Here is a 23246-nt window from a genome sequence, read left to right as displayed (position 1 = left end):
GTCCGATAATAAATTGGGCGATAGAAGGAGGGACTAAAATGGCAAAGCAAAAAATTCGTATTCGCTTGAAAGCATACGACCACAGAATTCTTGATCAATCCGCAGAGAAAATCGTTGAAACTGCAAAACGTTCGGGTGCTGGTGTATCTGGACCGATTCCGTTGCCAACTGAGAAGCAAATCATTACTATTCTCCGTGCGGTACACAAGTACAAGGATTCCCGTGAACAGTTTGAACAACGGACTCACAAACGTTTGATCGATATTGTGAACCCAACACCACAAACTGTGGATGCCTTGATGCGCTTGGATCTACCGTCCGGTGTAGATATCGAAATCAAATTGTAATTCTTTATTAGTAACTTAGGAAAAGAAAAGAGGTGTCAACATTGAAAGGTATCTTAGGAAAAAAACTCGGTATGACTCAAGTGTTTACTCCAGAAGGTAACGTAATTCCAGTTACTGTTATCGAAGCAGGACCTTGTGTAGTACTGCAAAAGAAAGACCTGAATATCGACGGATATGAAGCAGTGCAATTGGGCTTTTCTGATAAAAAAGAAAGTCGCTCCAATAAGCCTGAACAGGGTCACGCCAAAAAGGCAAATGCAACACCTAAGCGCTACGTTCGCGAAATTCGCGGTGTTGATCTCGGGACTCTCGAGGTTGGACAAGAGCTGAAGGCTGATATCTTTGCTGAGGGCGAATTTGTTGACGTAACTGGTACATCCAAAGGTAAAGGTTTCCAAGGTAACATCAAACGTTGGGGACAAAGCCGCGGACCAATGGCACACGGATCGCGTTACCACAGAAGACCAGGTTCCATGGGTTCTATCCAAGCTAACCGTGTTCCGAAGGGCAAACGCCTTCCAGGACATATGGGTCACACGACTATCACGGTTCAAAAGCTTGAAATCATCAAGGTTGACGTTGAACGTAACGTATTGCTGGTTAAAGGCGCTATCCCAGGTCCTAAAAACAGCTTCGTGAAAGTTAAACAAACCGTTAAGAAATAATTACCTAAGAAAGGAGGAACATGAAATGCCAAAAGTAACACTTTTTAATATTAGTGGCAACGAAGTTGGTGAAGTAGAACTGAGTGATACAGTATTCGGTATTGAACCGAATGAGCACGTTCTACATGAAGCTGCGCTTATGCAAAGAGCTTCCCTTCGTCGTGGTACACACAAAGTAAAAGGACGTTCTGAAGTTCGTGGCGGTGGACGTAAGCCTTGGAAACAAAAAGGTACAGGTCGCGCTCGTCAAGGATCCATTCGTTCTCCACAATGGAAAGGCGGCGGCGTTGTCTTCGGACCAACACCACGCAGCTATTCTTGGAAATTGCCTAAGAAGGTTCGTCGTTTGGCGATCAAATCCGCTTTGTCCTCGAAAGTACTCGAGAATGACATTATCGTATTGGATAGCTTAACAATGAATGCTCCGAAGACGAAAGAATTCGCAGCAATCTTGAACAACCTGAAAGTGGAACGCAAAGCTTTGATCGTAGCTACTAGCTATGATGATAACGTAGCACTTTCCGCTCGTAACATCCCTGGGGTGAAATTCGTAGCGGCTGACGGCATTAATGTTCTTGACGTACTAACGTACGACAAACTGATCATCACTAAAGAAGCAGTTCTGAAGGTAGAGGAGGTGTTCGCGTAATGAAAGATCCTCGTGATATTATCAAACGTCCGGTGATTACGGAACGTACTTCCGACTACATGAGCGAAATGAAATACGCTTTTGAAGTGGATATCCGTGCTAACAAAACCGAAATCAAAAAAGCTGTCGAGGCTATTTTCAAAGTAAAAGTAACTAATGTGAACACAATGCGCGTACCTGGCAAACTGAAACGTTATGGTAAATATTCTGGTTACACTCCAGAGTGGAAAAAAGCCATCGTTAAGCTTAGCCCGGACAGCAAACCGCTTGAATTTTTTGAAGCGGTAGAATAATACTCTTAAAGTAAGGAGGAAACTATAGTGCCAATCAAAAAGTACAAACCGACCTCTCCGGCAAGACGCCACATGTCTGTGTCTACGTTTGAAGAAATCACAACAAACCAGCCAGAGAAATCGTTGCTTTCTCCGCTGTTCAAACATGCGGGACGCAACAACCAAGGTAAAATTACGGTTCGTCACCATGGCGGCGGACACAAACGTAAATACCGTATTATCGACTTCAAACGGACTAAAGACGGCATACCAGGTAGCGTTGCTACAATCGAGTATGACCCGAACCGTACATCTAATATTGCTTTGATCCACTATGCTGATGGAGAGAAACGTTATATCATCGCTCCTAAAGGCTTAAAAGTTGGGGATAAAGTAGAGTCTGGCCCAACAGCCGACATCAAAATTGGTAACAGTCTTGCACTGGAGAATATCCCAGTCGGTACAGTTATCCACAACATTGAGTTGAAACCAGGTAAAGGCGGACAATTGGTTCGTGCTGCTGGTACAGAAGCTCAATTGCTTGGTAAAGAAGAAAAGTACTGTTCCGTTCGTTTGTCATCCGGTGAGGTTCGTAAGATCCTTAGCGTATGCCGTGCAACTATCGGATCTGTAGGTAACGAAGATCATGAATTGATCAAAATCGGTAAAGCTGGACGTAGTCGCTGGCTTGGCCGTCGCCCTGAAGTACGCGGTGTAGTAATGAACCCGAACGATCACCCACACGGTGGTGGTGAAGGCCGCGCTCCAATCGGACGTAAATCGCCTATGTCTCCATGGGGTAAACCAACCCTTGGTTACAAAACGCGTAAGAAAAACAAGGCATCTGATAAATATATCGTTCGCCGCCGCACGAAATAAGACGCTTCAAGTTAATAAAGCGCGAAGCGTCGATTCGCGGTTTGAAGAACCGGATGAAGGGAGGATTCACACATGGGTCGCAGTTTAAAGAAGGGGCCGTTTATCGATGGCTACCTGCTTAAAAAAGTTGAGGAACTGAACGAGGCTGAAAAAAAGGTTGTAGTTAAAACTTGGTCCCGTCGCTCAACCATTTTCCCTCAGTTTATCGGACATACGTTTGGTGTATATGACGGCCGTAAACACGTGCCTGTATACGTAACAGAAGATATGGTAGGTCACAAGTTGGGCGAGTTCGCGCCAACACGTACTTACAAAGGCCACGCGGGTGACGATAAGAAAACAAGAAGATAATAATAAGGTCTCTGTTTGAAAGGAGGTTAAACAATGGAAGCAAAAGCACATGCAAGATCGGTGCGGATTTCCGCTCGTAAAGCGAAACTGGTTGTTGACTTGATTCGTGGTAAGCAAGTGGGGGAAGCAATTGCTATTCTTCGCCACACTCCGAAATCCGCTTCTCCGGTCGTTGAGAAGTTGCTTAATTCGGCAATTGCGAATGCTGAGCATAACTATTCTTTGGACGTGAACAGTTTGTTCGTTAGCGAGGTTTTCGTTAACCAAGGACCTACTATGAAACGTTTCCGTCCGCGCGCCATGGGCCGCGCAAGTCGGATCAATAAACGCACGAGCCACATTACACTGGTGGTATCTGAGAAATAAGGAGGGATAACACGTGGGTCAAAAGGTAAATCCAATCGGACTCCGGATCGGGATCATTCGCGATTGGGAATCTAAATGGTATGCAGGAAAAGATTTCGGTACTCTTCTGATGGAAGACGTCAAAATCCGGGAATACCTTAAAGGCAAATTGAAGGATTCCGCTGTTTCCCATATCGAGATCGAAAGAGCGGCTAACCGCGTGAACGTTACAATTCATACTGCTAAACCAGGTATGGTTATTGGTAAAGGCGGAGCAGAAGTAGAAGTACTTCGCAGCGCAGTTACAGCAATCGCTGGTGGCAAAAAAGTACACATCAACATCAATGAAATCAAGCACCCTGAATTGGATGCAATTCTTGTAGCTGAGAGCATTGCTCAACAATTGGAACGCCGTGTATCGTTCCGTCGTGCACTCAAACAAGCGATTCAAAGAACTATGCGTTCTGGCGCAAAAGGGATTAAAACTCAAGTAGGCGGACGTCTTGGCGGAGCTGAGATTGCTCGTTCAGAAGGTTATAGCGAAGGAACAGTTCCACTTCATACGCTTCGTGCCGATATCGATTACGGAACGGCTGAAGCACATACAACTTACGGTCTTATCGGCGTAAAAGTATGGATCTACCGTGGAGAAGTTCTTCCCCCAGCTAAGAAACAAGCTGCTCAGGAAGGAGGCAACTAATCATGTTGGTACCAAAACGCGTAAAACACCGCAAGCAACAACGCGGACACATGAAGGGTATGGCAAAAGGTGGTACTGAATTGAACTTCGGCGAATTCGGCCTGGTTGCAATGGAACCATCTTGGATCACTAACCGTCAGATCGAAGCTGCTCGTATCGCAATGACACGTTATATCAAACGTGGCGGTCAAGTTTGGATCAAGATTTTCCCAGATAAGCCAATTACTCAAAAGCCTCTCGAGGTTCGTATGGGTAGTGGTAAAGGTAACGTTGAGAAATGGGTAGCCGTAGTTAAACCGGGCAAGATTATGTTCGAACTCGGAGGCGTGTCGGAAGAAATCGCTCGTGAAGCGATGCGTCTTGCCGCTCACAAGCTGCCTGTTAAGACTAAGTTTGTGAAACGTGAAGAATTGGGTGGTGAAGCAAATGAAAGCTAATGAACTTCGCAACTTAACCACTGCTGAGATTGAACAAAAGATCGCTGGATTCAAAGAGGAACTTTTTAATCTCCGTTTCCAATTGGCAACTGGCCAACTGGACAACCCGACTCGGATTCGTGACGTGCGCAAGGAAATAGCTCGTGCTAAAACCGTAATCCATCAAAGAGTGCTTGGGATTAGTTAAGTGAGACGGATCTCAGATCCGTATTCAGGAAGGAGGCTAACTAATGAGCGAAGAACGTAATGCACGTAAAGTGCTAATCGGTAAAGTGGTCAGTGATAAAATGGATAAAACCATCGTAGTCGCTGTTGAAACCTATAAGAAACATAACTTGTACCACAAACGCATCAAGTCTACGAAGAAATTCAAAGCACATGATGAGGAAAACGTTGCGAAAATTGGCGATACCGTAAAAGTCATGGAAACTCGTCCGTTGTCCAAGGACAAACGTTGGAGACTAGTTGAAGTGGTTGAAAAAGCGGTTATCATCTAAGATAATCAAAAGAGTTTTTCCGGAAGGAGGAAATTATAATGATTCAACCATTTACACGCTTGCATGTGGCTGACAACTCTGGTGCGAAGGAACTGATGTGTATCCGCGTACTGGGTGGTACTGGACGCCGTACAGCAGCAATCGGTGATTTGATCGTTTGTTCCGTTAAACAAGCAACACCAGGCGGCGTTGTCAAAAAAGGTGATGTTGTTAGAGCGGTAGTTGTTCGTACGAAACGTTCCGTTCGTCGTAAAGATGGATCTTACATCGCATTCGACGAAAATGCAGCTGTTGTTGTTAAAGACGACAGAAGCCCTCGTGGAACACGTATCTTTGGACCAGTTGCTCGCGAACTTCGCGATAAAGACTACATGAAGATCGTTTCCTTGGCACCGGAAGTAATCTAATAAACACGAGCACCAATAAGTTGAAGGTTAGTTATAGGAGGTGTAATAAATGCCTAGAGTGAAAAAAGTTCTGGAATCCCATAACAATAAACTGCACGTGAAGAAAGATGATGTGGTGCTTGTGATTAGTGGTAAAGACAAAGGCAAAAAAGGCCGTGTCATCGCTGCTTATCCTCGTGAAAACCGCGTTCTGGTAGAAGGCGTCAATATGGTGAAAAAACACCAAAAGCCGAACCAGCTGAATCCACAGGGTGGAATTATTGAGCAGGAAGCTTCGATTCATGTGTCCAACGTAATGCACATCGATCCGAAGTCCGGCAAAGTAACACGTATCGGTTACAAAGTATTGGACAACGGTAAAAAAGTTCGGATTGCTAAAAGATCCGGAGAGATTATCGACTAATCTAGCCCTTAAGAAAGGAGGTTAAATCTTCATGGCAGCAAGAATGAAAGAACGTTATCTCAACGAAATAACACCTGCTTTGATGCAGAAGTTTAACTATACAACTGTTATGCAAGTGCCTAAGATCGAGAAGGTTGTCATCAACATGGGTGTGGGTGACGCTGTTCAAAACTCCAAAGTACTTGATGCTGCAGTTAATGACATGCAGTTGATCGCTGGTCAAAAACCAGTAATCACTAAAGCTAAAAAATCCATCGCTGGTTTTAAACTACGCGAAAATATGCCGATTGGGGTTAAAGTAACACTGCGCGGCGAGCGTATGTATTACTTCTTGGACAAATTGTTCAACGTAACGCTTCCACGCGTACGTGACTTCCGTGGTGTTTCCACTAAAGCCTTTGACGGCCGTGGTAACTACACACTTGGTCTTAAAGAACAATTGATCTTCCCCGAGATCGAATATGACAAAGTGGATAAAGTCCGCGGTATGGACATCGTTATTGTAACGACTGCTAAGACGGACGAGGAATCCCGCGAGCTGCTGGGTCAGCTGGGAATGCCTTTCGCAAAATAAAGTCGGTTAATCCATTTTCTCCGAAAATGTTTAGGAGGTGTCAGGCTAAGTGGCAAAAACTTCGATGAAAGTTAAACAACAACGTACGCCCAAGTTTAAAGTACGTGCATATACACGTTGCGAACGTTGTGGTCGTCCACATTCGGTATTGCAAAAGTTCAAAATTTGCAGAATTTGTTTCCGTGAATTAGCTTATAAAGGCCAGATCCCTGGCGTGAAAAAAGCAAGTTGGTAAGAAGTTTATAAACGGGAAGGAGGTTTACACACATGACTATGTCTGATCCTATTGCAGATATGCTTACTCGTATTCGTAACGCTAACATTGTGCGTCACGAAACGGTAGAAATGCCTGCTTCTACTATGAAGAAACAAATCGCTGACATTTTGAAGCGTGAAGGTTTCATCCGCGATGCGGAATTCGTTGAAGATAGCAAACAAGGGATTATCCGTATCTTCTTGAAATACGGCCCTAACCAAGAGCGTGTTATTTCTGGTTTGAAAAGAATCAGTAAACCAGGCCTTCGCGTATACACGAAGAGCAATGAAGTGCCTCGTGTACTTGGTGGTTTAGGAATCGCGATTATCTCCACATCTAAGGGAGTTATGACCGACAAAGAAGCTCGTCAATCAAAATCTGGCGGAGAAGTTGTCTGCTACATTTGGTAATAAACGTCACAAGATAAGGAGGTGCAACACATGTCTCGTATTGGTCGTAAACCAATCGCAGTACCTAGCGGTGTAGATGTCACTTTGGACAACGCCGTTATTACAGTAAAAGGTCCAAAAGGTTCTTTGACTCGTGAGCTTCATAAAGACATGAAGGTTACAGTTGAAAATAACGAAATTACCGTTGTTCGTCCGTCGGATAACAAATTGCATCGTTCACTTCACGGCACAACCCGCTCCGTTGTCAACAACATGGTAGCTGGTGTGACTGAAGGTTTCTCGAAATCTCTGGAGCTGGTTGGGGTCGGATATCGTGCAAGCAAATCCGGAGATAAAATCGTTCTGAACGTTGGTTATTCCCACCCGGTTGAAATTACACCGGAAGCTGGTATCGAGTTCGAAGTTCCTGCGAACACGAAGATCATCGTTAAAGGTATCGATAAAGAACGCGTTGGCGCATACGCTGCTAAAATTCGTTCCGTTCGTGAGCCAGAACCGTATAAAGGTAAAGGTATCAAATATGAAGGCGAGCGTATCATCCGCAAAGAAGGTAAAGCTGGTAAGAAGAAATAACCAGTTCGAACTTAATTGTAAGATACCCCGTGCATCTTAAAGTGAAGCTGTTTACGGCAAACTGAAGGGAGTGAAAGGGAAGTCATGATTACAAAAGAAGATAAAAACAAGGCTCGTCTCAAAAGACACCTGCGTGTTCGTAAGAAGATTCAGGGAACTACTGAGCGCCCACGTTTGAACGTGTTCCGTTCTTCGAAACACATCTACGCTCAATTGATCGATGATGTTAAAGGGGTTACTATCGTATCCGCTTCTACACTTGATAAAGATCTAGTTGCTAACATCGGTAATGGCGGTAGCGTTGAAGCTGCAGCAAAAGTTGGTCAATTGATCGCTGAGCGTGCTAAAGAAAAAGGTTATGCAGTGGTCGTATTCGACCGCGGAGGTTACTTGTACCATGGACGGATTCAAGCTTTGGCTGACGCAGCTCGTGAAGCTGGTCTTGAATTCTAGAATAATTCTTAAAAGGAGGTTAACGACTTGCGTGTAGATCCGAACAGTTTAGAACTGACAGAAAGAGTTGTACACATTAACCGTGTAGCAAAAGTTGTAAAAGGCGGACGCCGTTTCAGCTTTAGTGCACTCGTTGTTGTGGGCGATGGCAATGGCTACGTCGGTGCTGGTATCGGTAAAGCCGGCGAAGTTCCGGATGCCATCCGTAAAGGCATTGAAGACGCCAAGAAAAACCTGATTCACATTCCAATCGTAGGAACTTCGATTCCCCATCTCGTTACTGGCCACTTCGGCGCAGGACGTGTGTTGCTGAAACCAGCATCAGAGGGTACTGGCGTTATCGCTGGCGGTCCAGTTCGTGCAGTATTGGAATTGGCAGGCGTTGGCGACATTTTGACAAAATCACTGGGTTCTTCGAATTCCATGAATATGGTCAATGCAACTTTGGAGGGACTATCCCGTCTGAAACGCATTGAAGAGGTCGCGAAACTTCGCGGCAAATCTGTCGAAGAATTGCGCGGTTAAGGAGGGGAACGTCAATGGCAAAATTGCAAATTACCCTCGTACGTAGTGTAATCGGACGTCCAGAAACACAACGTGTTACTGTTAAGACGCTCGGCCTGCGTAAACTCAACACGACAGTGGTTCACAATGACAGTCCTGCAATTCGCGGAATGATCAACAAAGTGAGTCACTTGCTATCTGTAACTGAAATTGAAGGCTAATCGCCTCGCATAAATTAACAAACATAAGGAGGTGCAAACGATGAAGTTACATGAACTTGCTCCAGCTCCTGGTTCCCGAAAAGAACGCAATCGCGTTGGTCGTGGACCAAGTAGCGGAAATGGTAAAACTTCCGGTCGCGGTCACAAAGGTCAAAACTCACGTTCTGGCGGTGGTGTTCGTCCGGGCTTCGAGGGTGGACAAAATCCGCTCTATCGTCGTCTGCCTAAACGTGGTTTCGTCAATCCTACCCGTAAAGAGTATGCGATTGTGAACCTTGAAGATCTGAATAGCTTTGCAGAAGGAACAGAAGTGACTCCGCAGTTGTTGCTTGAAACTGGTGTTGTCAAGAATTCCAAAAGCGGCATTAAGATTCTCGGCAATGGTGAGTTAACCGTTAAATTGACTGTACAAGCAAATAAGTTCTCTCAATCTGCGGTAGAGAAAATCGAGGCTGCCGGCGGTAAAACCGAGGTGATCTAATGTTCAAGACGCTTAAGAATATCTGGCATGTGGAAGATTTGCGCAAAAAGATCCTGTTTACCTTGTTCATTCTGATTATCTACCGTATCGGTTCGTTTGTACCGGTTCCTGGTGTGAACAAAGATGTACTGGAAACAGCAAATCAAAGCGGTGACGCTTTGATGGGACTTTTGAACACCTTCTCGGGCGGAGCGCTCAAAAACTTCTCGATATTTGCGATCAGTATTTATCCGTACATTACAGCATCCATCATCGTGCAATTGCTGTCGATGGATGTTGTTCCTAAGTTTGCTGAATGGGCTAAACAAGGGGAGCACGGTAAAAAACAACTAGCGCAAATCACTCGTTATGGTACTGTGATTTTGGCCCTGATCCAAGGTTTTGCTACGTCGATAGGGTTTAACCGGATTTATGGAACTCAAATGATGCCGAATGCGACATTTGCTGACTACTTACTGGTTGCCATTATCTTGACGGCTGGTACTTCTTTCCTGATGTGGCTTGGTGAACAGATTACCGAAAAGGGAATCGGGAACGGGATTTCGATCCTGATTTTTGCGGGAATCGTCGCCGCTATCCCGGGATATATCACGAGTACGGCTAACTCAAGCTTTATTCAGCCGGATCAAGTGTTCCTGAATATTCTTAAAGTCGTTATTGTGCTGATTGTGATTGTAGCGATTATTACAGCAGTTATCTTCGTACAGCAAGGTATTCGGAAGATTCCTGTTCAATACGCTAAACGCGTAGTCGGCAACAAAATGTACGGTGGACAGAATACGCACATTCCGCTGAAAATTAATGCGGCTGGTGTAATTCCGGTTATCTTCGCCGTATCACTGCTTCAGTTCCCAGTTGTTCTCTCCAGTTTCTGGTCAACACATGCCTGGGCTCAATGGATTGCCAAGTACTTGGCAACTGATGCACCACTTGGTATGCTTCTGTATGTAGTGATGATCATCGGTTTCACGTTCTTCTATACGTTCGTGCAGATGAATCCTCAGCAGATGGCTGATAACATGAAGAAGAATGGTGGTTACATTCCAGGTATCCGTCCTGGTAAAGCTACTGAGAAATATTTGACTAGAGTAATGTCTCGTCTGACTATGTCTGGCGCATTGTTCCTGGCTTTGATCTCTGTATTGCCGATGTTCTTCGGTGCTTTATCCGGATTGCCTAAAGAAGTTCGAATTGGCGGTACATCACTGCTGATCGTAATCGGTGTGGCATTGGATACTATGAAGCAGATCGAGAGCCAATTGATCAAACGCCATTACAAAGGCTTCATCAATAAATAGGCTATAGGTTCCGGTGAAGCGTAAGTTTTTATTCTTCCCGGCACCTATTGTGCTGTTTCTTGCTTGGTGGCGAACTTTTGGGGGGAGAGAGAAATCGTGAACATTTTATTCATGGGCCCTCCTGGGGCAGGCAAGGGAACACAAGCGGCAGAGATCATTAAAGAATTTGGCATTCCGCATATTTCGACAGGAGATGCTTTCCGTTTGGCAATCAAACAAGAGACTCCAGTAGGATTGAAGGCTAAATCATTTATTGATCAAGGTTTGCTTGTACCAGATGATGTGACCATTGGTATAGTTGAAGAACGGCTGCAGCAGTCCGATTGCGAAAAAGGTTTTCTATTGGATGGTTTTCCAAGAACTCTTTCGCAAGCGGAAGCGCTGGATGAAATTCTAAGCCGTTTGAATACTTCTTTGGATCATGTCATCAACTTGAATGTTGACCGTGGACTGTTGATGGCGCGGCTTACTGGACGTCGTATCTGCACAGTTTGCGGAGCATCCTACCATTTAATCTTCAACCCGCCGAAGCAAGATGGCATTTGCGACATTGATGGCGGTGAATTGTATCAACGTCCGGATGACAATGAAGATAGTGTAGGCAAGCGTCTGGATGAGTATGATAATAAGACAGCGCCGCTGCTTGCGTTTTATGATAATAAAGGTCTTTTGCGTCAGGTAAATGGGGAAAACGAAATCAATGTCGTTTCTTCTGAAATCGTATCTTTATTGCGGGGTTAATGTAATGATCATTTGTAAATCCGAACAGGAACTTGCCTTTATGAGGGAAGCTGGTCGAATTGTTGCCGAGAGTCACCGTCTTATTGCTGAGGCCATTGAGCCTGGCATTACAACGGGCGATCTCGACAGAATCGCCGATCAATACATTCGCAGTCAAGGTGCTGTGCCGTCTTTCAAAGGCTACAACGGTTTTCCTGCCAGCATTTGCGCTTCAGTCAACGAACAATTAGTGCATGGATTTCCAGGTAAACGCAAACTGATCGAAGGCGATATTGTAACGCTGGATATCGGTGCAGAGTACCGCGGTTATCACGGTGATTCCGCCTGGACCTACGGTGTGGGCAGCATTTCCGAAGAGGCTCAGCGTTTGCTGGACGTTACGGAAGGCTCCTTGTACGCGGGACTGGCGTTAGTTAAGCCGGATGTGCGCTTGTTTACAATCTCCCATGCTATCCAGCAATACATCGAAGAGGCTGGTTTCTCAGTCGTACGTGAGTATGTTGGTCATGGTATTGGGGCAAAACTGCATGAAGAACCGCAAATTCCGAATTATGGCATAGCGGACCGCGGACCACGTCTGAAACCGGGTATGGTACTCGCGATTGAGCCGATGGTAAACGTAGGAAAGAGACATGTCAGAACGCTGGAAGATAACTGGACTGTCGTTACGGTGGATGGCTCACTATGTGCTCACTTTGAGCATACAGTAGCAGTTACTCCGGACGGCATGGAAATTTTCACAAAACTGAATGCGTAGGTGATCTCCACTTGAATACTGTGAGCAGCCCGCAGGTTGGTCAATTAGTGAGAATTCTCAAAGGTAAAGATGCCGGAGAGGCAGCCGTTGTTATCGCAGTTGTTGATAGCAGATTTGTATACATTGCAGATGGAGACAAACGTAAGTTTGATGGGCCAAAGAAGAAGAATATTCTTCATCTTGAGCTCATACCCTTCATCAGCAGTGAGGTTGTAAACAGTTTGGAAGAAACTGGGCGGGTAACAAACGGAAAGCTGCGTTACGCAGTCATGAAGTATGCTGGACCCACCGGAATAAGTGCTGATGAGAAAGGAGACTAACTGTGGCTAAGGAAGATGTCATTGAAGTAGAAGGTACTGTCCTTGAACCGTTGCCAAATGCAACGTTTAAGGTTGAGCTTGAGAACGGTCATCAAATACTTGCCCATGTATCCGGTAAATTGCGGATGCACTTTATCCGTATTTTGACCGGAGACAAAGTGGTCGTGCAGTTATCGCCTTATGATTTATCAAAAGGTCGTATAACTTACCGTAAATAGATGGGAACTACGAAAAAAGTTTTGCTTCGCAAAACTTTGAGGAGGTAATTAACATGAAGGTAAGACCTTCTGTAAAGCCCATTTGCGAGAAATGTAAAGTAATCCGCCGCAAAGGGACTGTTATGGTGATTTGCGAAAATCCGAAACACAAACAAAAACAAGGTTAAGAAGGGGGTGTAGCGTAAAATGGCTCGTATAGCTGGAGTGGATTTGCCACGTGACAAACGCGTTGAGATCGCCTTGACTTATATTTTCGGAATCGGTAAAACGACTTCTCAGAAAATTCTTAATGAAACAGGCATTAGCGCTAATACACGTGTCCGTGATTTGACGGAAGATGAAGTCAGCAAACTGCGTGAAACGATCGACAAAACGGTTAAGGTTGAAGGTGACCTGCGTCGTGAAATTTCCTTGAATATTAAACGTCTTACTGAGATCGGCTGTTACCGCGGTGTTCGTCACCGTCGTGGATTGCCTGTTCGCGGTCAACGTACTAAAACCAATGCCCGTACCCGGAAAGGCCCGCGTCGTACGGTAGCAAACAAGAAGAAATAATAAGGGGGGATAAGAGACAATGGCTAAACCGAAAAAAGTCGTACGTACCAAACGTCGCGACCGTAAAAATATCGAATCCGGCGTGGCACATATTCGTTCCACGTTCAATAACACCATCGTTACCATCACAGATCCTCACGGAAATGCAATTTCCTGGGCAAGCTCCGGCGGCCAAGGATTTAAAGGTTCCCGTAAGTCGACTCCATTCGCAGCGCAAATGGCAGCTGAATCAGCAGCTAAAGCAGCTATGGAGCACGGCATGAAATCGGTTGAGGTTATGGTTAAAGGACCGGGCGCGGGCCGCGAAGCAGCCATCCGTTCCCTTCAAGCTGCAGGGCTTGAAGTTAACCTTATTAAAGACGTAACTCCGGTTCCTCACAATGGATGCCGTCCGCCGAAACGTCGTCGCGTATAGTGAAATCAGTATTGTAAATGTGGTATAATTCTGACGCATCTGCTAATAATAGGTGTTTAGGCATACTACATGATGCACCTGATGGGGTGACAGTTTCATATAGGAGCGACGTTGAAGGAGGGGTAAACTCGTGATAGAAATCGAAAAGCCGAAGATTGAGACCGTAGAAGCTAATGATGAAGGTACCTATGGGAAATTCGTAGTTGAACCGTTGGAACGTGGGTATGGCACGACTCTGGGGAATTCACTTCGCCGGATATTGCTTTCTTCGCTTCCAGGAGCCGCAGTGACTTCGGTCCAAATTGACGGCGTTCTGCATGAGTTCTCGACCGTTCCAGGCGTAATGGAAGATGTGACGGAGATCATTCTTAACCTTAAAGCCTTGTCCCTGAAGATTCATTCAGACGAGGAAAAAGTGTTTGAGATTGATGCCGAAGGGGAAGGCATCGTTACCGCAGGTGATATCCGTGCGGACAGCGATGTTGAGATCCTCAACCCGGATCTTCACATTGCAACGCTGGGACCTGGTGCGAGACTTCACATGCGTATTTTTGCAGGCCGTGGTCGCGGCTACGTCCAAGCGGACCGGAACAAACGCGACGATCAGCCAATTGGCGTTATCCCGGTTGACTCCATCTACACTCCTATTTCACGCGTTAACTACGGCATAGACAATACACGTGTTGGTCAAGTGACCAACTACGACAAATTGACGCTTGAAATTTGGACAGATGGCAGTATTAGACCGGAAGAGGCTGTAAGCCTCGGAGCCAAAATTTTGAACGAGCACCTCGTACTGTTCGTAGGTCTTACGGACGAAGCGAAAGACGCCGAAATTATGGTTGAAAAAGAAGAAGACAAAAAAGAAAAAGTGCTAGAGATGACAATCGAAGAGCTTGATCTTTCTGTCCGCTCCTACAACTGCCTCAAACGTGCTGGTATTAATACCGTACAAGAGCTTACCACGAAGACTGAAGAAGATATGATGAAGGTGCGTAACCTTGGTCGTAAATCTTTGGAAGAAGTTCAGGAGAAGCTTGAGGAACTTGGTTTGGGACTCCGCACAGAAGAATAGCTACAGATTGTTACAGTAAAGGAGGGAAAACACAATGGCATACCAAAAATTGGGCCGTGATTCCAGTGCGCGTAAAGCGTTATTTCGCGATATGGTAACGGATCTGTTTTTATACGAGCGCATCCAAACAACGGAAGCTAAGGCGAAGGAAGTTCGTTCCATCGCTGAAAAGTTGATCACTAAAGCTAAAAAAGGTGATCTTCATGCTCGTCGTCAAGTAGCTGCATTTGTTCGCCGCGAGACTGTTGATGGTGAACAAGATGCAATTCAAAAATTGTTCTCTGACATCGCTCCTCGTTACACTGAGCGTCCAGGTGGATACACTCGTATCCTGAAACTAGGACCTCGCCGTGGCGACGCTGCGCCTATGGTCTATCTTGAATTGGTAGACCGCGCGTAGTATCACAAGTAATGATTTCCGATGATTCCCTTTCATCCGGCCCTCTTTGGAGTAAAGATGGGGGAAATATCAGCGTTATTGTGCTGCAGAGGCGCAAGACTCTGCTGTACCAATAACCGTGGGAATCACCTTGGTTCAATTGAAGGAGCTCCCGCAGGGGCTCTTTTTTTTGAAGTAATGGAGTGAAGTGTAATGGATGCCGTCCTTCTAGGGACGGCAAAGCCATTTCTTCCTCTTGAATAAGATCAGACAGTGCTTCGATCGACGTTTCTGCTGAACGGTTTAAAAAGGAGAACGGAATGCGTAATCTATTGATGAAGGTCAATTATGACGGAACAAATTATGATGGCTTTCAGACCCAGCCTCAGGGCAATACGATTCAAGATCGGCTGGAGCAAGCGATACTCCATCTGACAGGTGAGGAGCTTAAGATTACTGCTTCTGGCCGCACAGATGCCGGAGTACACGCCTACGGTCAGCCTTTTAACTTTACGACCTCCTCTCGAATCCCACTTGAACGTTGGTGTCTGGCGCTTAATGCCCGGCTGCCACAAGATATCGTGGTTACTGAGGCTAGGGAAGTACCGCTGTCGTTTCACTCTCGTAGAGGAGCTAAGCGTAAAACTTACCGATACACGATTAACGGCAACAGGTTTCCAGATCCGTTTCAGCGGCGCTGGCAGCTTCACCATCCGGTGAGGTTGGACATTCCTGCGATGCAGCAAGGCTTAACGCATATTGTAGGGACACATGACTTCACCTCGTTTGCTTCACGGAGGTCTACTAAAGCCTCTCATATACGAACGGTCTTTGAAGCTCATATGGAAGTAGACCGCAGTATGTGCCGACCCTCTTCATTAGATCAGGGAGTGATCCAAACTTATATAACAGGTAGTGGATTTCTTCAGCATATGGTTCGTATTATTATGGGGACTTTGATCCATGTGGGGGAAGGTAAAATAGATGCTGATCATGTTGCTGAGATATTGGCGGCATGTGATCGTTCTGCTGCTGGACCGACAGCTATGGCCAAGGGGTTGGCTTTGTGGAGTGTAGAATATGACGAGTCTGAAAGTGAATCTTTTTTTCAAATATAAGAATATATAAGTTTCACGAAATACATTATCCTTATATTTCTCGCATAAACGCTAACCGTCCTTCTAGGGACGATAGAGGCCTTTATGCTTGTATAAATTTCTTCCTAAATAATAGGCTGAATGTCTAAAAATCACTTGCACTTGTTATGTTTATACTGTAATATAAAAGTTGTGTTTTCTTGATGGCTATCCCACAGCCCCGATCAAGGAAATGCCAAAAAATGCTTTGCTTAACTCACATAATTGTAATTCAATGAGAAACAAGATATACGAAACAGAAGATTTTCGTACGAGAACAAGGAGGAAACATTCATGCGTACCACCTATATGGCGAAGCCGAACGAAGTTGAACGCAATTGGCACATTATTGATGCCGAAGGCAAAACACTTGGTCGTTTGGCCAGCGAAGCCGCTGCTTTGATCCGTGGCAAACACAAACCGCAATTCACTCCACACGTTGATACAGGAGATTTCGTTATCGTAATCAACGCTGAGAAAATTCACTTGACCGGTAAGAAATTGCAAAACAAGAAATACTACCGTCACTCGATGCACCCAGGTGGCTTGAAAGTTACTAATGCTGAAACTCTGCTTAACACTAAACCAGAACGCGTAATTGAATTCGCTGTTCATGGTATGATTCCTAAGACTCGTCAAGGGGACCACATGAAGCTGAGATTGAAAGTATATGCAGGCGCCGAGCATCCACATGCAGCACAAAAACCTGAAGTTTACGAACTTCGCGGATAAGAATAGAGGAGGACAGTTTCATGGCACAAGTACAATACTATGGGACAGGTCGTCGTAAACATTCGGTAGCACGTGTTCGCCTTGTACCGGGTGAAGGACGCATTGTCATTAACAAACGTGAGATGGACGAATATTTTGGTGTGGAAACACTGAAAATGATCGTAAAACAACCTTTGAACCTGACTGAAACACTAGGCAACTACGATGTAATCGTTCTTGCACATGGTGGCGGCATTTCCGGTCAAGCTGGAGCAATTCGTCACGGTATCTCCCGTGCATTGCTTAAAGTTGACCCTGAATATCGCGGTGCACTTAAGAAAGCCGGCTTCCTAACTCGTGACCCTCGTATGAAGGAACGTAAGAAATACGGCTTGAAGGCTGCACGTCGTGCGCCTCAGTTCTCGAAACGTTAATATTTATCAAGAATTCAACCCTTGGCCTATATGGTCAAGGGTTTTATTTTCTTTCCAGCCCCTTTCAAATAAGAAATGGGCTTTTTTAGCATCTATTTACTGATTTTGAGGGTTGAAATTCATTGACTTCCTCAGTAAAAGTTATATACTATTTCATATAGAAATAGTTGGTTTTATTACTTCTTTTACCTCATTTATTCATACGATTAATATTTTGGATGGAGGAATACCTTAATGAACTTGCTCGAGAAGGAAGATTTGATCAGAATAAAGGCCGAAGAATTAGAGAGTGCTTCACCCGAAGAAATTATCCGCTGGGCTGTAGAAACCTTTCCTAATATTACTTTTGCCTGCAGCTTTGGTGCCGAAGATGTAGTGCTTGTTGATATGCTTCACAAAGTTAGTCCATCTACTGATGTCTTTTATCTCGATACAGATTATCATTTTAAGGAAACCTACGAAACCAGAGATTTGATGGCAGACAAATACGGATTAGAGTTTGTACGTGTGTCTCCACAGCTCACAACGCAGGAGCAAGCACTTCAATACGGTGATGCGTTATGGACAGTTGACCCTAACCAATGTTGTGGAATTCGTAAAGTTGAACCACTGACTCGTATATTATCTCAATACGAGGCTTGGATTACTGGAATTCGCCGTGATCAAGCGCCTACCCGTGCTAATGCTAAAAAGGTCGAGTATGATTATAAATTTGGGTTAGTGAAGTTTAATCCGATTGCGGATTGGACGACAGAAGATGTATGGAACTATATTCGTGAAAATGACGTAATCTATAATCCTCTACATGACCGTAACTATCCAAGTATCGGCTGTGAGCAATGTACACGTCAGGTTATGCCAGGTGAAGATCCGCGTGCTGGACGTTGGTCTGGATCAGAGAAGACAGAGTGCGGATTGCACAAGTAAGACATATCCCTGAGGGAACATAGAAGGAGAGACTAAGATGACTTCAATACGTCCGCATGGCGGAACTTTGGTTAACCGTGTAGCAGAGGGTACTGAAAGAGAAGAATTGCTGAATCTCGCACGTGACAGCAAGACAATTGCCTTGAATACCTGGACCTTATCTGATTTGGATCTTATAGCTGTTGGTGCATTTTCGCCCCTCACTGGCTTTTTAAATGAGCAAGACTATCATTCAGTAGTAACAAACATGCGATTAGCGGATGGCACAGTGTGGAGCATTCCAATAACACTGGCTGTAGAAGATGTTGTGGCTGCCGGTTTATCCATTGGGGATAAAGTTTCTCTAATCGGTGAGGATGATGGTGAGATTTACGGTTTATTGGATATTGAGAGTATTTATACTGTGGATCAAACGATTGAAGCACAAAATGTCTTCAAAACAACAGACCCTGAACATCCAGGTGTGAGTAAGCTGTTGGCGCGTCCTGTAACTTATGTTGGAGGACCGATTACAGTCTTGAACCGCCCACAGCCAGAGAAGTTCGGTGAATTTTATTTTGATCCTGCGGATACGCGGAAGATATTTGCTGAAAAGGGCTGGAGAACGGTTGTAGGCTTCCAAACACGTAATCCAGTCCACCGAGCTCACGAGTACATTCAAAAGTGCGCTATGGAGGTTGTAGACGCTCTATTCCTAAATCCACTTGTTGGTGAGACGAAGTCAGATGATGTACCGGCAAATGTGCGGATGAAGAGCTATCTGGCGCTTTTGGAGAACTATTATCCTGAGGATCGTACCTTCCTTGGTGTTTTTCCGGCGGCAATGCGTTATGCAGGCCCTAGAGAAGCAATTTTCCATGCCATGGTTCGCAAAAATTACGGCTGTACCCATTTCATCGTCGGTCGTGACCATGCTGGCGTAGGTGATTATTATGGCACTTATGAGGCACAGGAGATTTTTTCTAATTTTAGTGCGGAAGAACTTGATATTACTCCATTATTTTTTGAACATAGCTTCTTCTGTAAAAAATGCGGGAATATGGCATCCAGTAAAACTTGCCCGCATCCTAGTGACGATCACATGACATTGTCGGGTACAAAGGTACGGGCTTTGCTCCGTGATGGCCAATGTCCTCCGCCAGAATTCACACGGCCTGAGGTTGCACAGATTCTAATTGAAGGCATGACACAAGAAGTAACCGCGTAATCCTCATTAGCTAGTACTATTTGACCTCCTTGTCCCATATAGATGAGTATTATCTATCGGGACGAGGGGGTCTTTGTTATGTCTGGCCGGAAGAACAATAAGGTCTCGGTCTGGATTTCATGGAGCAGTATCAAAAAAAGTATGCTTGGCGTGGTACTGCTAGCTATAATGATCGGAATTATAGCGTATGACATGCCTACCGCTAAAACACTAAATTATTGGAGTCTGCCCTTGTCAGGAAAAGTTATTGCTCTTGATGCGGGACATGGTGGAGCTGATGGAGGAGCGGTTAGCCGGGAAGGGCTAATTGAGAAAGATATTAATCTCGCGGTATCGCTTTATTTGCGTGATTATCTGCAGCAGGCAGGGGCTATTGTAGTAATGACTCGTGAGGGTGATTATGATTTGGCTCAAGAAGGCACTAAGGGCTATTCTAAGCGTAAGACGGAAGATCTTAAACAAAGAGTAAGAAGCATCGAAGAGAAAGGCGCAGACCTTTTTATAAGCGTTCACATGAACAGTGTCCCTTCAAATCGTTGGAGCGGTGCACAAACCTTTTACTACCCCAACCATAAGGATAATAAAGCCATTGCAGAGTTTGTGCAGAGTGAGCTGAAGACTACGCTGGAGAACACCGATCGTGTGGCTAAGACAGTGAATACTGTATATCTGCTAAAAGCATTGAAAATACCAGCAGTACTTGTAGAAGTAGGATTCTTATCACACCCACAGGAATCCGCTCTACTCGGAAATGATGTTTATCAGCGGAAGGTTGCGACTAGCATTTATCGTGGCATTCTTCGTTACGCCTCCGAATAGTCAGGACTACTCATGGGGAGACAGGTAATGCTATAATAGACAAAAACTCCGGAGAATTTCACATCCGGAAAGGAAACAGAGGTGCTTTCCATGTTGACTAAGGAACAGATTCAGGAAATACTGCAGCCATTAACAGACTCGGAAACTGGAAAAAGCCTTGTGGAACTACAGCTGATTCGTGACATTATGATTAAAGAAGATCGTATTTCTTTATCTATCGTATGTCTGAATCCTGAAGAGCAAAGTCGCATGGATCTAGAACAACAGGTTCGTGAATTGCTTGAAGCGGGTGGGGCTTCTAATGTACATATCCGGCTTCGTGATGCAACCGATTATGAACGTGCTATACTTCGTGGTGAAAGCACTGAGGAAGTTGATGAGCCTGGGAAACTTAAGGGACATGCTGCAGGCCTTGATGGCCATGAATTAATTAGCGAGAGCTCTGGTGTGAACTTTATTGCCGTGGCCAGCGGTAAAGGTGGGGTTGGTAAATCAACTGTAACGGTGAATTTAGCCGTAGCCCTTGCGAGAAAAGGGAAAAAAGTTGGTCTTATCGATGCCGATATTTATGGTTTTAGCATTCCTGATATGATGGGTATCGAAGAGGGGCCTGTTGTTGAAGAAGGAACGATTATTCCTGTGGAACGTTTCGGAGTGAAGGTCATGTCTATGGGTTTCTTTATCCGTGAGAATAGTCCAGTAATTTGGCGGGGACCTATGCTTGGCAAAATGCTTCGCCAGTTCTTTAATGATGTCGGGTGGGGTGAACTTGATTATATGCTGCTTGATCTGCCCCCAGGTACTGGTGATGTGGCACTTGACGTGCATCAGATGCTGCCTCACAGCAAAGAGATTATAGTTACAACACCACACGCTACCGCAGCGTTTGTGGCGGCTAGAGCGGGCTCTATGGCTCTGCAGACAGATCATGAGATTATTGGAGTCATTGAGAATATGGCTTATTATGAGTGTACTGACTGTGGTAAGAAAGATTATATCTTTGGCAGAGGTGGAGGAGCGAGGCTTGCCGAGACGCTTCATACGGAGCTGCTTGCACAAGTGCCGTTAGGTGCGCCGGACAACCATATTTCGGAACCGGATTTTTCACCTTCTGTATACAAAGAAGAGACACCAACAGGCATATTATTTGCAGAAATTGCGGATAAACTTATTTCAAAATATGAGCACTAATTCTTGTACATGAAAAAGAGGCCATCCCACACGTTGTTAGTGGGATAAGGCCTCTTTTTTAAGAGCTTGAATCATCGCCGCTACCGCCGCCACCGCCGCCGCCACTGCTGTCCTGCTTGTCGCCACCTTCGCTGCCTTTTTCTTTTTTCTCTTTTGGTTCAAGTTCTTCTTGTACGACTTTTTTAAGTAAATTTAATACCTCCATACGGAATAAAGGGGTTTGCATAGATTCCTGAATGGTTTTCATGGATTGTTTTCGGTAATCCGGTGTTTTGGTGAGATTTAGAAACATGGTCATCATTTCTGGAGATTTCATAATTTCTTCGACTGATTTCTGATAAGTTGGATCCTTTATTAGCTGCAGGTGTAGTTCCTTGCTTTGCGATTGAATGGCTTTAGCAAAGTCACCTGCGAACTTTGGATCCTTCATTATTTTCTCGATCTCCTTCTGATATTCCGGCGCAGTGAGAGTATCCTTTACAGCGGTCTTAATTTCCTCTGTTGTTTGAAGTGGCATCATCTTCATGCTCATTCCACTGGTACCGCCAGAGCTGGAGCTTGATAATGATTCCTCAACTGCTTTTTTACCCTCATCGCTTTTCAATATATCTAAAACCATGGTCTTCGTTTCTTTATAACTGCCTTGTCCGGAAGAAGAACTGCTCTGCTCACTTCCGCAAGCCGTTAAGGCCATAACAAAGCTCAATGCCAAACCCACAGATCCGATAAATCTCCATTTCATTGGCGCTGCCCTCCTTTATAGGATTCTCTTGATGTATTATGCCGCATTAGAGCACATTTATGTTGTGGGTGTAATGGCGTTTTGTCGGTATCCTTGGTAAAATAAATCTGACAAGAGGAGGTGAATTGGCTGAGTATAAAAAAATGGTTTCATTTATTTTGGACTACCCTTCTTATTGGAGCGGGTGGGGCTGTAATCGCTGGTTTGGCACTACAATTCGTAAATGGTAAGATTGATTTCAAAAGTGTCGGGGATTTCTTTTTATACCCGCTGATTCTGCTTGGCTACGGTATGCTTGTAAGCGTTTATTCGCAACTTGGTTTTTTTGCCTATTTGATTTTGAATTATATGGGCAACGGAGTTTTTCCACAAAAGGTTTGGAAATACATACAACTAGTGCTTTCTGTACTCGCATTGCTTGAACTGATTTTTTTGCGTACCGTCGTTGGCGGGGAAAGAAATGTTATGTCTGATCTAATATTAGGAATCGTTATTTTGCTAGCAGCTATTATAGTGTCTTATTTCAAAGTAAAAAGTACAAACATCTCAGCTTTGATTCCAACCCTCTTTTTTATGACAGCTATTTCAATTGTGGAAGTTATTGGCGTACTCCGTATAGGTGTTGATAGTGCGACGGTATTTATTGTTGTTCCGCTTATCGCTTGTAATGCATTCCAAATTTTGATGCTACACCGTATTCTGAAGCCGGCAGCCGGATAATGAATGGGAAAGGCACTAAACAATGAACCCCGTGCTCTGATTTCAGAAGACGGGGTTTTTTGCTCTAACGGAAGCTTAACGATTAAAATCTGATTGTAGAGGTTAATCTTAAAGAACGATATGCTCACAAAACTAAGTAGATGCTTACGAAGTGAGTTTTGTACGAAGTAACACAAG

The 23246-nt window shown here is 44.7% G+C and carries 40 protein-coding genes; 39 read left to right on the top strand and 1 reads right to left on the bottom strand.

Features of this window, described 5'->3' with window-relative positions:
* The first annotated feature begins 38 nt into the window (after positions 1-38).
* From rpsJ to CA598_RS16325, 38 genes are all read left to right on the top strand, one after another.
* Positions 39-347, top strand: coding sequence for a 30S ribosomal protein S10 (gene rpsJ, locus CA598_RS16510; protein ID WP_017692074.1), 309 nt, complete (start codon positions 39-41; stop codon positions 345-347).
* Between the two features lie 41 nt (positions 348-388).
* A complete protein-coding gene (gene rplC / locus CA598_RS16505) occupies positions 389-1012 on the top strand; it encodes a 50S ribosomal protein L3 (RefSeq protein WP_094871872.1) in 624 nt (207 codons plus the stop codon).
* Positions 1013-1037: 25 nt separating this feature from the next.
* Positions 1038-1661 (top strand): 50S ribosomal protein L4, encoded by a 624-nt coding sequence (rplD, locus tag CA598_RS16500; protein ID WP_042192174.1) that lies wholly within the window; start codon positions 1038-1040, stop codon positions 1659-1661.
* On the top strand, positions 1661-1954 hold the full coding sequence (gene rplW / locus CA598_RS16495) for a 50S ribosomal protein L23 (protein WP_036680537.1): 294 nt from the start codon (positions 1661-1663) through the stop codon (positions 1952-1954). The genes rplD and rplW overlap by 1 nt, the downstream gene beginning before the upstream one ends.
* 27 nt (positions 1955-1981) lie before the next feature.
* Complete coding sequence (gene rplB / locus CA598_RS16490; RefSeq protein ID WP_042192171.1) at positions 1982-2812, top strand: 50S ribosomal protein L2; 831 nt, start codon at positions 1982-1984, stop codon at positions 2810-2812.
* Positions 2813-2884: 72 nt separating this feature from the next.
* On the top strand, positions 2885-3163 hold the full coding sequence (gene rpsS, locus CA598_RS16485; protein WP_036652940.1) for a 30S ribosomal protein S19: 279 nt from the start codon (positions 2885-2887) through the stop codon (positions 3161-3163).
* Between the two features lie 33 nt (positions 3164-3196).
* The gene (gene rplV, locus CA598_RS16480; protein WP_036680546.1) at positions 3197-3529 is read left to right on the top strand and encodes a 50S ribosomal protein L22; all 333 of its coding nucleotides are present in this window, start codon (positions 3197-3199) and stop codon (positions 3527-3529) included.
* A gap of 13 nt (positions 3530-3542) precedes the next feature.
* Positions 3543-4208: a 30S ribosomal protein S3 gene (gene rpsC, locus CA598_RS16475; protein WP_042192169.1), complete on the top strand. Its 666-nt coding sequence runs from the start codon at positions 3543-3545 to the stop codon at positions 4206-4208.
* A gap of 2 nt (positions 4209-4210) precedes the next feature.
* The gene (gene rplP / locus CA598_RS16470; RefSeq protein WP_042131224.1) at positions 4211-4645 is read left to right on the top strand and encodes a 50S ribosomal protein L16; all 435 of its coding nucleotides are present in this window, start codon (positions 4211-4213) and stop codon (positions 4643-4645) included.
* Positions 4635-4832 carry a 50S ribosomal protein L29 gene (rpmC, locus tag CA598_RS16465; protein ID WP_019908232.1) on the top strand — a complete coding sequence of 66 codons (198 nt, stop codon included), beginning with the start codon at positions 4635-4637 and terminating at the stop codon, positions 4830-4832. Before rplP ends, rpmC begins: the two co-directional genes overlap by 11 nt.
* A 43-nt stretch (positions 4833-4875) precedes the next feature.
* Positions 4876-5142, top strand: coding sequence for a 30S ribosomal protein S17 (rpsQ, locus tag CA598_RS16460; protein ID WP_042131223.1), 267 nt, complete (start codon positions 4876-4878; stop codon positions 5140-5142).
* A gap of 38 nt (positions 5143-5180) precedes the next feature.
* Complete coding sequence (rplN, locus tag CA598_RS16455; protein ID WP_036680556.1) at positions 5181-5549, top strand: 50S ribosomal protein L14; 369 nt, start codon at positions 5181-5183, stop codon at positions 5547-5549.
* A gap of 49 nt (positions 5550-5598) precedes the next feature.
* A complete protein-coding gene (gene rplX, locus CA598_RS16450) occupies positions 5599-5952 on the top strand; it encodes a 50S ribosomal protein L24 (RefSeq protein ID WP_076286851.1) in 354 nt (117 codons plus the stop codon).
* Positions 5953-5983: 31 nt separating this feature from the next.
* Positions 5984-6526, top strand: coding sequence for a 50S ribosomal protein L5 (rplE, locus tag CA598_RS16445; protein ID WP_042131222.1), 543 nt, complete (start codon positions 5984-5986; stop codon positions 6524-6526).
* 49 nt (positions 6527-6575) lie between these two features.
* The gene (locus CA598_RS16440; RefSeq protein WP_013312154.1) at positions 6576-6761 is read left to right on the top strand and encodes a type Z 30S ribosomal protein S14; all 186 of its coding nucleotides are present in this window, start codon (positions 6576-6578) and stop codon (positions 6759-6761) included.
* A gap of 32 nt (positions 6762-6793) precedes the next feature.
* The gene (gene rpsH, locus CA598_RS16435; protein ID WP_036680560.1) at positions 6794-7192 is read left to right on the top strand and encodes a 30S ribosomal protein S8; all 399 of its coding nucleotides are present in this window, start codon (positions 6794-6796) and stop codon (positions 7190-7192) included.
* A 30-nt stretch (positions 7193-7222) separates the two neighbouring features.
* On the top strand, positions 7223-7765 hold the full coding sequence (rplF, locus tag CA598_RS16430) for a 50S ribosomal protein L6 (protein ID WP_036680562.1): 543 nt from the start codon (positions 7223-7225) through the stop codon (positions 7763-7765).
* 84 nt (positions 7766-7849) lie between these two features.
* The gene (gene rplR, locus CA598_RS16425; protein WP_094871873.1) at positions 7850-8218 is read left to right on the top strand and encodes a 50S ribosomal protein L18; all 369 of its coding nucleotides are present in this window, start codon (positions 7850-7852) and stop codon (positions 8216-8218) included.
* 27 nt (positions 8219-8245) lie between these two features.
* A complete protein-coding gene (rpsE, locus tag CA598_RS16420) occupies positions 8246-8743 on the top strand; it encodes a 30S ribosomal protein S5 (RefSeq protein WP_036652980.1) in 498 nt (165 codons plus the stop codon).
* 14 nt (positions 8744-8757) lie between these two features.
* Positions 8758-8943 carry a 50S ribosomal protein L30 gene (rpmD, locus tag CA598_RS16415; RefSeq protein WP_036680567.1) on the top strand — a complete coding sequence of 62 codons (186 nt, stop codon included), beginning with the start codon at positions 8758-8760 and terminating at the stop codon, positions 8941-8943.
* A 40-nt stretch (positions 8944-8983) separates the two neighbouring features.
* Positions 8984-9424, top strand: a complete 441-nt coding sequence (rplO, locus tag CA598_RS16410; protein WP_036680569.1) for a 50S ribosomal protein L15 — start codon at positions 8984-8986, stop codon at positions 9422-9424.
* Entirely contained in the window at positions 9424-10722 is a 1299-nt protein-coding gene (gene secY, locus CA598_RS16405) for a preprotein translocase subunit SecY (protein ID WP_042131218.1), read from the top strand. Before rplO ends, secY begins: the two co-directional genes overlap by 1 nt.
* A 96-nt stretch (positions 10723-10818) precedes the next feature.
* Positions 10819-11463, top strand: coding sequence for an adenylate kinase (locus tag CA598_RS16400; RefSeq protein WP_094871874.1), 645 nt, complete (start codon positions 10819-10821; stop codon positions 11461-11463).
* Positions 11464-11467: 4 nt separating this feature from the next.
* Positions 11468-12220 carry a type I methionyl aminopeptidase gene (gene map, locus CA598_RS16395; RefSeq protein WP_042192159.1) on the top strand — a complete coding sequence of 251 codons (753 nt, stop codon included), beginning with the start codon at positions 11468-11470 and terminating at the stop codon, positions 12218-12220.
* Between the two features lie 11 nt (positions 12221-12231).
* The gene (locus tag CA598_RS16390; protein ID WP_042131215.1) at positions 12232-12540 is read left to right on the top strand and encodes a KOW domain-containing RNA-binding protein; all 309 of its coding nucleotides are present in this window, start codon (positions 12232-12234) and stop codon (positions 12538-12540) included.
* 2 nt (positions 12541-12542) lie between these two features.
* On the top strand, positions 12543-12758 hold the full coding sequence (gene infA, locus CA598_RS16385) for a translation initiation factor IF-1 (RefSeq protein WP_036652996.1): 216 nt from the start codon (positions 12543-12545) through the stop codon (positions 12756-12758).
* 53 nt (positions 12759-12811) lie between these two features.
* Complete coding sequence (gene rpmJ / locus CA598_RS16380) at positions 12812-12925, top strand: 50S ribosomal protein L36 (RefSeq protein WP_003322638.1); 114 nt, start codon at positions 12812-12814, stop codon at positions 12923-12925.
* 19 nt (positions 12926-12944) lie between these two features.
* Positions 12945-13313 (top strand): 30S ribosomal protein S13, encoded by a 369-nt coding sequence (rpsM, locus tag CA598_RS16375; RefSeq protein ID WP_036680583.1) that lies wholly within the window; start codon positions 12945-12947, stop codon positions 13311-13313.
* 19 nt (positions 13314-13332) lie between these two features.
* Positions 13333-13728, top strand: a complete 396-nt coding sequence (gene rpsK / locus CA598_RS16370) for a 30S ribosomal protein S11 (RefSeq protein WP_019908251.1) — start codon at positions 13333-13335, stop codon at positions 13726-13728.
* A gap of 130 nt (positions 13729-13858) precedes the next feature.
* Positions 13859-14803: a DNA-directed RNA polymerase subunit alpha gene (locus CA598_RS16365; RefSeq protein WP_036680585.1), complete on the top strand. Its 945-nt coding sequence runs from the start codon at positions 13859-13861 to the stop codon at positions 14801-14803.
* A gap of 34 nt (positions 14804-14837) precedes the next feature.
* Positions 14838-15203, top strand: a complete 366-nt coding sequence (gene rplQ / locus CA598_RS16360) for a 50S ribosomal protein L17 (protein WP_019908254.1) — start codon at positions 14838-14840, stop codon at positions 15201-15203.
* Between the two features lie 299 nt (positions 15204-15502).
* On the top strand, positions 15503-16300 hold the full coding sequence (gene truA / locus CA598_RS16355) for a tRNA pseudouridine(38-40) synthase TruA (protein WP_094877200.1): 798 nt from the start codon (positions 15503-15505) through the stop codon (positions 16298-16300).
* 312 nt (positions 16301-16612) lie between these two features.
* Positions 16613-17050: a 50S ribosomal protein L13 gene (gene rplM / locus CA598_RS16350; protein WP_036680589.1), complete on the top strand. Its 438-nt coding sequence runs from the start codon at positions 16613-16615 to the stop codon at positions 17048-17050.
* Positions 17051-17070: 20 nt separating this feature from the next.
* The gene (rpsI, locus tag CA598_RS16345; protein ID WP_025706574.1) at positions 17071-17463 is read left to right on the top strand and encodes a 30S ribosomal protein S9; all 393 of its coding nucleotides are present in this window, start codon (positions 17071-17073) and stop codon (positions 17461-17463) included.
* Positions 17464-17697: 234 nt separating this feature from the next.
* Positions 17698-18390 carry a phosphoadenylyl-sulfate reductase gene (locus tag CA598_RS16340; RefSeq protein ID WP_094871877.1) on the top strand — a complete coding sequence of 231 codons (693 nt, stop codon included), beginning with the start codon at positions 17698-17700 and terminating at the stop codon, positions 18388-18390.
* A 37-nt stretch (positions 18391-18427) separates the two neighbouring features.
* On the top strand, positions 18428-19597 hold the full coding sequence (gene sat / locus CA598_RS16335; protein WP_094877199.1) for a sulfate adenylyltransferase: 1170 nt from the start codon (positions 18428-18430) through the stop codon (positions 19595-19597).
* A 78-nt stretch (positions 19598-19675) separates the two neighbouring features.
* Complete coding sequence (cwlD, locus tag CA598_RS16330) at positions 19676-20416, top strand: N-acetylmuramoyl-L-alanine amidase CwlD (protein ID WP_094871880.1); 741 nt, start codon at positions 19676-19678, stop codon at positions 20414-20416.
* Positions 20417-20506: 90 nt separating this feature from the next.
* Complete coding sequence (locus tag CA598_RS16325; protein ID WP_094877198.1) at positions 20507-21607, top strand: Mrp/NBP35 family ATP-binding protein; 1101 nt, start codon at positions 20507-20509, stop codon at positions 21605-21607.
* Positions 21608-21665: 58 nt separating this feature from the next.
* On the opposite strand, the gene gerD is transcribed toward CA598_RS16325, so the two are convergent.
* Complete coding sequence (gene gerD / locus CA598_RS16320) at positions 21666-22349, bottom strand: spore germination lipoprotein GerD (RefSeq protein ID WP_094877197.1); 684 nt, start codon at positions 22347-22349, stop codon at positions 21666-21668.
* A gap of 129 nt (positions 22350-22478) precedes the next feature.
* On the opposite strand from gerD, the gene CA598_RS16315 reads away from it, so the two are divergent.
* Entirely contained in the window at positions 22479-23069 is a 591-nt protein-coding gene (locus tag CA598_RS16315) for a KinB-signaling pathway activation protein (protein WP_042132517.1), read from the top strand.
* The last annotated feature ends 177 nt before the right edge of the window (positions 23070-23246 follow it).

This window comes from Paenibacillus sp. VTT E-133291 (assembly GCF_002264395.1).
Taxonomy (GTDB): Bacteria; Bacillota; Bacilli; order Paenibacillales; family Paenibacillaceae; genus Paenibacillus_AQ; species Paenibacillus_AQ nitricinens.
This window is presented reverse-complemented; position numbering and strand designations above follow the sequence as displayed.

Bases quoted from the DNA above. Each gene is read 5' to 3' on its own strand.
- map (WP_042192159.1), top strand. From the start codon at position 11,468: ATGATCATTTGTAAATCCGAACAGGAACTTGCCTTTATGAGGGAAGCT.
- rplF (WP_036680562.1), top strand. From the start codon at position 7,223: ATGTCTCGTATTGGTCGTAAACCAATCGCAGTACCTAGCGGTGTAGAT.
- cwlD (WP_094871880.1), top strand. From the start codon at position 19,676: ATGTCTGGCCGGAAGAACAATAAGGTCTCGGTCTGGATTTCATGGAGC.
- rpsS (WP_036652940.1), top strand. From the start codon at position 2,885: ATGGGTCGCAGTTTAAAGAAGGGGCCGTTTATCGATGGCTACCTGCTT.
- gerD (WP_094877197.1), bottom strand. From the start codon at position 22,349: ATGAAATGGAGATTTATCGGATCTGTGGGTTTGGCATTGAGCTTTGTT.
- rplM (WP_036680589.1), top strand. From the start codon at position 16,613: ATGCGTACCACCTATATGGCGAAGCCGAACGAAGTTGAACGCAATTGG.
- rplR (WP_094871873.1), top strand. From the start codon at position 7,850: ATGATTACAAAAGAAGATAAAAACAAGGCTCGTCTCAAAAGACACCTG.
- truA (WP_094877200.1), top strand. From the start codon at position 15,503: ATGCGTAATCTATTGATGAAGGTCAATTATGACGGAACAAATTATGAT.
- rplD (WP_042192174.1), top strand. From the start codon at position 1,038: ATGCCAAAAGTAACACTTTTTAATATTAGTGGCAACGAAGTTGGTGAA.
- rplO (WP_036680569.1), top strand. From the start codon at position 8,984: ATGAAGTTACATGAACTTGCTCCAGCTCCTGGTTCCCGAAAAGAACGC.
- rpsQ (WP_042131223.1), top strand. From the start codon at position 4,876: ATGAGCGAAGAACGTAATGCACGTAAAGTGCTAATCGGTAAAGTGGTC.
- sat (WP_094877199.1), top strand. From the start codon at position 18,428: ATGACTTCAATACGTCCGCATGGCGGAACTTTGGTTAACCGTGTAGCA.
- rplP (WP_042131224.1), top strand. From the start codon at position 4,211: ATGTTGGTACCAAAACGCGTAAAACACCGCAAGCAACAACGCGGACAC.
- rplN (WP_036680556.1), top strand. From the start codon at position 5,181: ATGATTCAACCATTTACACGCTTGCATGTGGCTGACAACTCTGGTGCG.
- rpsJ (WP_017692074.1), top strand. From the start codon at position 39: ATGGCAAAGCAAAAAATTCGTATTCGCTTGAAAGCATACGACCACAGA.
- CA598_RS16340 (WP_094871877.1), top strand. From the start codon at position 17,698: ATGAACTTGCTCGAGAAGGAAGATTTGATCAGAATAAAGGCCGAAGAA.
- CA598_RS16325 (WP_094877198.1), top strand. From the start codon at position 20,507: ATGTTGACTAAGGAACAGATTCAGGAAATACTGCAGCCATTAACAGAC.
- rpsI (WP_025706574.1), top strand. From the start codon at position 17,071: ATGGCACAAGTACAATACTATGGGACAGGTCGTCGTAAACATTCGGTA.
- rpsM (WP_036680583.1), top strand. From the start codon at position 12,945: ATGGCTCGTATAGCTGGAGTGGATTTGCCACGTGACAAACGCGTTGAG.
- rpmC (WP_019908232.1), top strand. From the start codon at position 4,635: ATGAAAGCTAATGAACTTCGCAACTTAACCACTGCTGAGATTGAACAA.
- rplQ (WP_019908254.1), top strand. From the start codon at position 14,838: ATGGCATACCAAAAATTGGGCCGTGATTCCAGTGCGCGTAAAGCGTTA.
- rplE (WP_042131222.1), top strand. From the start codon at position 5,984: ATGGCAGCAAGAATGAAAGAACGTTATCTCAACGAAATAACACCTGCT.
- rpsK (WP_019908251.1), top strand. From the start codon at position 13,333: ATGGCTAAACCGAAAAAAGTCGTACGTACCAAACGTCGCGACCGTAAA.
- rpsH (WP_036680560.1), top strand. From the start codon at position 6,794: ATGACTATGTCTGATCCTATTGCAGATATGCTTACTCGTATTCGTAAC.
- rpmJ (WP_003322638.1), top strand. From the start codon at position 12,812: ATGAAGGTAAGACCTTCTGTAAAGCCCATTTGCGAGAAATGTAAAGTA.
- rpmD (WP_036680567.1), top strand. From the start codon at position 8,758: ATGGCAAAATTGCAAATTACCCTCGTACGTAGTGTAATCGGACGTCCA.
- secY (WP_042131218.1), top strand. From the start codon at position 9,424: ATGTTCAAGACGCTTAAGAATATCTGGCATGTGGAAGATTTGCGCAAA.
- rplX (WP_076286851.1), top strand. From the start codon at position 5,599: ATGCCTAGAGTGAAAAAAGTTCTGGAATCCCATAACAATAAACTGCAC.
- rplW (WP_036680537.1), top strand. From the start codon at position 1,661: ATGAAAGATCCTCGTGATATTATCAAACGTCCGGTGATTACGGAACGT.
- rplV (WP_036680546.1), top strand. From the start codon at position 3,197: ATGGAAGCAAAAGCACATGCAAGATCGGTGCGGATTTCCGCTCGTAAA.